The organism is Pseudomonas sp. 05N434, assembly GCF_056396965.1.
Genome location: NZ_JBFTMK010000303.1, coordinates 1 through 7,224 on the forward strand (window position 1 = coordinate 1; position 7,224 = coordinate 7,224).

Consider the following 7,224-nt stretch of genomic DNA (forward strand, 5'->3'; position numbering starts at 1 on the left):
ATGCCCGGCTGCATGCGCATGGCGGCCATGCCGGTGTAATGCATGGCGCTGATACCCGCGCCCATGATCAGCGCGCCGAACGCCAGTTGCCAGGCCGGCAGCCGTGGCTGACTGACCAGCCAAAGGGCAAAGCCGCAAGACAGCACCGCGATCAACAGCGACAGTGCCGTGAGGGTGGTGTCGTAGCCCAGGTCGATCGGCAATGTGAACGCAAGCATGCCGATGAAATGCATCGACCACACGCCGATGCCCATCGCAAAAGCGCCGCCCGCCGTCCATAAATGCACCGCTCGGCCCTTGGCCGTGGCGATGCGTCCGGTGAGGTCAAGCGCGGTATAAGAGGCCAGTATCGCCACGCACAGCGATATGAAAACCAGCGTAAGGGAATAACTACCAATGAGCATGGGATTTCTCGCAACAGCCCCCGCCATACTGTGTTTGTTCTCGGGGAGCAAAGCCGGCGATTGTACTGATTCCGCGGACGAACGCACTCACAAAGTAATCAAAAGGCCATCAAGATGATTGTGGCGAGGGAGCTTGCTCCCGCCGGACGGCGAAGCCGTCCCAAAGATGCTCACGCGTACATTCAGTCAAAACGCATCAATCGGTTTGCGACTGCTTCGCAGCCGAGCGGGAGCAAGCTCCCTCGTCACAGGGATGGGGTTATTGCTTGTCACTCACCTGAAGCTGCCCGTCCCACCCACCGCCCAGCGCGGCAATCAACTGCACGCTGGCAATCAGCCGGCTCTGCAACAGGCTCAGCGCGTTGCGTTCGTTGTTCAACGCCGTAGCCTGAACCACCACCACATCCAGATAAGCGATCAACCCGGCCTTGTACTGATTCCGGGTCAAGCGAAGAGACTCGCGCGCCGCATCCAGAGCTTCCTGGCGCACGACGGCTTCGTCTTCCAGCACCTTGAGCTGCACCAGGTAATTTTCTACCTCGCGAAAACCATCGAGCACGGTCTGGCGGTATTTGGCGACAGTCTCGTCGTAGGCCGCYTCASTGCGATCGACTTCCGCCGAGCGCTGGCCRCCRTCGAACAGGGTCATGGCCAGCTGTGGGCCGACCGACCAGAAACGGTTCGGCAGGCTGATCCAGTTGGCGTAAGTGCTACTGCTATAGCCGCCGTTCATGCTCAGGGTCAGGTCCGGGTAGTAGGCCGCCTTCGCCACGCCGATGTTGGCGTTGGCGGCCATCACCGAGCGTTCGGCGGAGGCGATGTCAGGGCGCCGTTCCAGCAACTGCGAAGGCAAGCTCAGCGGCACCTGGGGAAGCGCCGGGATGTCTGGGGTTTCGGCCAGGCTGAATTCGGCCGGTGGCAGGCCGATCAGCACGGCGATGGCGTTCTCGAACTGCGCGCGCTGCCAGATCAGGTCGACCATCTCCGCCAGTGTCACGGATACCGCTGGACGAACTGCTCAGGCTCGAACTGCTGCTGCCGGTGCCCTGGCTGGAGCGGTTCTTGCTGACGGTCAGGTCCACCGTCGGAAAAAACGCCCCACGGGCACTGCGCACCAAGGCCTGGGCCTGACGGTACTGGGCCTCGGACTGGGCAACGGTCTGATTGGCGCTGTTGAGCTTTTCGATCAGGCCGTTGAGCTGCTGATCGCCATACAGCTCCCACCAGGCACCACGCGCCAACGAATCGCTGGGGTTGGCCTGACGCCAGCCGGCCGCCTCTTTGTACTGCGCAGGTGCGGCGGCTTGCGGGCGCTGGTAATCCGGGCCGATGGCGCAGGCACYGAGCATTGCCACGCACAGCGACAGGCTCAGCAAACGCGAGCCTCGGGCCGTGATCAGCGGTGCAGCCAGGTTGAGAAGCGAACGGTCAGTCATAGCGGAGTTTCCAGAGCAGCATCGGTACGCACCCCACGCCAGCGGTTGAAACGATGGCGCAGTTTGTCGAGATAGAGGTAAACCACCGGGGTGGTGTAAAGGGTCAGCACCTGGCTGAAGACCAGCCCGCCGATGATGGTCAGGCCCAGCGGCTGACGCATTYCCGCCCCTTCGGCGCGGCTCAGCAGCAGCGGCAAGGCACCGAGGATCGCCGCCAGGGTGGTCATCAGAATCGGTCGCAGCCGTTGCAGGCAGGCACTGCGGATCGATTCCAGCGGCTCCAGGCCTTGGTGCCGTTCCAGTTGCAGCGCCAGGTCGATCATCAGAATGGCGTTTTTCTTCACTACACCAATCAACAGGAACAGCCCCAACAAGGAGATCAGGCTGAACTCACCGCCCAGCACATAGATCGACAGCAGCGCGCCGACCCCGGCCGATGGCAAGGTCGAAAGAATGGTCAGCGGATGAATGTAGCTTTCATACAGCACACCCAGCACCAGATACACCGCGACCAGCGCGCCGAGAATCATCCACGGCTGGCTCTTCTGTGCGGCGGCGAAGGCGTCGGCGGTGCCGGCCATTTTCGCGATCACGTCTTCCGGCAGGCCGAGTTTGGCAATCGCCCGCTCGATGGCCGCCGAGCCCTGCTCCACCGTCACCCCTTCGGCCATGTCGAAGGCGATGCTTTCCGAAGCGAACTGGCCTTCGTGGCTGACCCGGTCGTTTTCCAGGCTGCTCTCATAGTGGGCGATGGTCGACAACGGAATTCGCGCGCCGTCGGCAGTGATCACTTTGACCTGGTTCAGGGTGACCGGGTCCTGGGCGTATTTCGGATTGACCTCCATCACCACCTGATACTGGTTGAGGCTGTCGTAGATCGTCGAAATCTGCCGCTGGCTATAGGCGTTGTTCAGCACCGCCGTGACCATGTTCATGTCCACGCCCAGCCGCTTGGCCTGATCGCGATCGACGATCAGCGTCACTTGCTGGGCGCCACGGCCTTCACGGGCGTCAATCGCCGTCAGCTCAGGCAGGGCCTTGAAGGCGGCAACGACTTTCGGATACCACTCGCGTAACGCACCGAGATCGCCACTTTGCAGGATGTAGGAATACTGCGAGGTGGTCTGCTCGCGACCGCCGCCGAATTGCAGGTCCTGGTCGGCCATCAGCATCAGTTGCGCACCGGGCACCTTGGGCATTTCCTTGCGCAAACGCTCGATGACTTTCTGCGCGGACAGGTTGCGTTCCTTGATCGGCTTGAGCCGCACCAGCATGAACGCGTTATTGGTGCCATTGTTGCCACCGATGAACCCTGCAACGCTTTGCACCGCGTTGTCCTTGAGCACGGCGCGGCGGAAGGTTTCCATCTTCGGCTGCATCACGCTGAACGACAGGCCATTATCGCCACGCACGAAACCGATCAGCTGGCCGGTGTCTTGCTGGGGAAGAAAGGTTTTAGGAACAACAACATACAGCGCAATGTTTACGCCAATCGTCACGAACAGACTGAGCAAGGTCAGTCGACGATGACGCAGCACCCAGTCGAGGCTGGTGGCGTATTTGCCGACCATCCACTCATTGGCCCGCTGGCTCCAGCGTTGCAAACGGTTTTCCTGCCCCGGCGTATGCGGCTTCAGCCAGCGCGCACAAAGCATTGGCGTCAGCGTCAGCGACACCAGCAGCGACACCACGATGGCCGCCGCCAGGGTGATGGAAAACTCGCGGAACAGGCTTTCGATGATCCCGCCCATGAACAGGATCGACAGGAACACCGCCACCAGCGAGACGTTCATCGACAGCAGCGTGAAGCCGACTTCCTGCGCCCCGAGGTACGCGGCCTTCATCGGCGGTACGCCCTTGTCGATGTGCCGGGAAATGTTCTCCAGCACCACGATGGCATCGTCCACCACCAGCCCGGTGGCCAGAATCAGCGCCATCAGCGACAGGTTGTTCAGGGAGAAGCCGTAGAGGTACATCACCGCAAACGTGCCCACCAGTGACACCGGCACCGCCAGGGTCGGAATCAAAGAGGCGCGAAAGTTACCGAGGAACAGGAACACCACCAGAATCACCAGCGCCACGGCAATCAACAGGGTCATTTCCGCTTCGTGCAGGGTGGCCTTGATCACCGGCGAACGGTCCATCGCCAGGTTCAGCTTGACGCTGGCCGGCAGCACCGCCTGCAATGCCGGCAACTGCGCCTTGATCTCGTTGACCGTCTCGATGATGTTGGCGCCGGCCTGGCGGTTGATCACCAGCAAGACTGCCGCGTCATCGTTGAAGAACCCGCTGTTGTAGCGGTCCTCGACGCTGTCGCTGACCTTGGCCACATCCTTCAATCGCAGGGCTGCGCCGTCTGCGTAGTGAATGATCAGCGACTCGTAATCCTTGGCCTTTTCCAGTTGATCGTTGGCCTGGACCTGCCACAACCGCTGGCCGTCTTCGACCGAGCCCTTGGGCCGGCGCACGTTGGCGTTGGCGATGGTGGTGCGCACATCGTCCAGTGCCACGCCGTACTGGTTGAGCGCCTGGGGTTCGAGCTCGATGCGCACCGCCGGCAACGAACTGCCGCCGATCTGCACTTCACCTACGCCCTGCACCTGAGACAGGCTCTGGGACAAAATGGTCGAGGCCAAATCGTAGAGCTGGCCTTTTTCCAACACATCCGAGGTCAGCGACAGCACCATGATCGGCGCTTGCGATGGGTTGACCTTCTTGTAAGTCGGCATGCTGCGCATTCCGCTGGGCAGCAGGTTGCGCGAGGCGTTGATCGCCGCCTGCACTTCCCGCGCCGCGCCGTTGATGTCGCGGTCCAGGTCGAACTGCAGAATCACCCGGGTCGAGCCCTGGCTGGAGCGGCTGCTCATGGTGTTGACCCCGGCGATGGTGCCGAAGGAACGCTCCAGCGGCGTGGCCACGGTTGAGGCCATGACCTCCGGGCTCGCACCAGGCAGACTGGCCTGAACCACGATCACCGGGAAATCCATCTGCGGCAGCGGCGATACCGGCAACAGGCCGAAACTCACGCCGCCCAGCAACATGATCGCCAGGCTCAGCAACATCGTCGCGACCGGGCGCTTGATGAAAGGTCCGGACAGGTTCATGGCTGCTCTACCGGTTCCACGGACTCGGGCTTATGGCCCCAGCGCCGCCCGAGGCGGTCGAAGTACAAGTAGATGACAGGCGTGGTGAACAGCGTCAGCACCTGACTCACCAGCAAGCCACCGACCATCACCAGACCCAGCGGCTGGCGCAACTCCGCGCCAGAACCGGTGGCGAGCATCAGCGGCACCGCGCCGAACAATGCCGCCAGGGTGGTCATCAGAATYGGCCGGAAACGCAACAGCGCCGCCTGATAGATCGCAGCCTGCGGGTCCATGCCCTGATTACGTTCAGCCTCGAGGGCGAAGTCGATCATCATGATCGCGTTCTTTTTCACGATACCGATCAGCAAGATGATGCCGATGATCGCGATCATCCCCAGGTCATTACCGCTCAACAGCAGCGCCAGCAAGGCGCCGACCGCCGCCGAGGGCAAGGTCGAGAGGATGGTGATCGGGTGAATGTAGCTCTCGTAGAGCACGCCGAGCACGATGTACATGGTCACCACCGCCGCCAGAATCAGCAGCAAGGTGCTCGACAGCGACGCCTGGAACGCTTCGGCCGCGCCCTGGAACTGGGTCTGCACGCCAATCGGCATACCGATGTCTTTCTGCACCTGATCGATGATCTGCACCGCATGCCCCAACGCCACGCCGGGCGCCAGGTTGAACGACATCATCACCGCCGGGAACTGGCCGATGTGGGTGATCGCCAGCTGCGCCTGACGCTCCTCGACATGCGCCAGGCTGGACAGGCGCACTTGCCCGCCATCGGTGGTCTTGACGTGAATCTGGTTCAGCGCATCGGGGCCGATCTTCTCGCCGGACTGCGATTGCAGCACCACGCGGTACTGGCTGGCCTGGGTGTAAATGGTGGAAATCTGCCGCTGGCCGAAGGCGTCGTAGAGCGCGTCAGTGATGTTCGACACCGATACGCCAACCCGCGACGCCGCATCGCGGTCGATCACCAGATAAACCTGCAAACCCTTGTCCTGCAAATCGCTGGCGACATCGGTCAGTTCCGGCCGTTGCGCCAGGGCTTCGACCAGACGCCCGCTCCACAAGCCAAGCAACTCGGCATCCGGCGACGACATGCTGAACTGGTACTGCGTACGGCTGACCCGATCTTCGATGGTCAGGTCCTGCACCGGCTGCATGAACAGGCGAATGCCGACCAGCTTGTCCAGCTCCGGTTGCAAGCGGGCAATGACTTGGGTGGCGCTCAGGTTGCGGTGGCCGTGGGACTTGAGGTTGATCAGTAACCGGCCGCTGTTGAGCGTCGAGTTATCACCGTCGACGCCAATATAGGACGACAGGCTTTCGACCGCAGGGTCAGCCAGAATCACCTTGGCCAATTCCTGCTGGCGCTCGCTCATCGCCGCGAAGGAAATCGACTGTGGCGCCTCGGAAATCCCCTGGATCACCCCGGTGTCCTGCACCGGGAAGAAACCCTTGGGCACCACCATGTACAGGAATACGGTCAATGCCAGCGTGCCGATGGCAACCAGCAAGGTCAGCGGCTGATGCTTGAGCACCCACTGCAACTTGCGCCCGTAGGCGGCGATCATCCAGTCGATGGTCGCGCCACTGGAGCGGTAGAACCAGCCCTGATCTTTTTCCTTGGGCTCACGCTTGAGCAACCGCGCGCACATCATCGGCGTCAGGGTCAGGGACACCACCAGCGAAATCAGGATCGCCACCGCCAACGTGATCGCGAACTCGCGGAACAAACGCCCCACCACGTCGGCCATGAACAGCAACGGAATCAGCACCGCGATCAACGACAGGGTCAGGGAAATCAGGGTGAAGCCGATCTGCTTGGCACCCTTGAGCGCCGCTTGCAGCGGGCTGTCGCCCTCTTCGATGAAGCGGGAAATGTTCTCCAGCAYSACRATCGCATCATCCACCACGAARCCGGTGGCGATGGTCAGCGCCATCAGGGTCAGGTTGTTGACCGAAAACCCGGCGAGGTACATCACGCCGAAGGTGCCGATCAACGACAGCGGCACCGCCACCGACGGAATGATCGTGGCACTGGCCCGCCGCAGGAACAGGAACGTGACCATCACCACCAGGGCGATGGCGATCAGCAGTTCGTGTTGCACGTCGGTGACCGAGGCGCGGATGGTCTGGGTGCGGTCGGTGAGCACCGTGACGTCGAGGCCGGCCGGCAGGTTGTCGGTGATGCTCGGCAGCAAGGCCTTGATCCGGTCGACCACCTCGATGACATTGGCGCCGGGCTGACGCTGGATGTTCAGCAGCACGGCCTGGTTTTCATTGGCC

Annotated in this window: 3 protein-coding genes and 1 pseudogene; all 4 read right to left on the minus strand. The window is 62.0% G+C overall.

Annotated elements, in window-relative coordinates; genetic code table 11:
• The coding region (locus AC1DLB_RS18645) for an MHYT domain-containing protein (protein ID WP_477785416.1) at nucleotides 1–404 on the minus strand (404 nt) is incomplete at its 3' end.
• A 259-nt stretch (nucleotides 405–663) separates the two neighbouring features.
• Nucleotides 664–1,840 (minus strand): annotated as a pseudogene (locus tag AC1DLB_RS18650) (efflux transporter outer membrane subunit).
• Nucleotides 1,837–4,944, minus strand: coding sequence for an efflux RND transporter permease subunit (locus tag AC1DLB_RS18655; RefSeq protein ID WP_477785417.1), 3,108 nt, complete (start codon nucleotides 4,942–4,944; stop codon nucleotides 1,837–1,839). The pseudogene AC1DLB_RS18650 and the gene AC1DLB_RS18655 overlap by 4 nt, the downstream one beginning before the upstream one ends.
• The coding region (locus tag AC1DLB_RS18660; protein WP_477785418.1) for an efflux RND transporter permease subunit at nucleotides 4,941–7,224 on the minus strand (2,284 nt) is incomplete at its 5' end. The genes AC1DLB_RS18655 and AC1DLB_RS18660, both read right to left, overlap by 4 nt.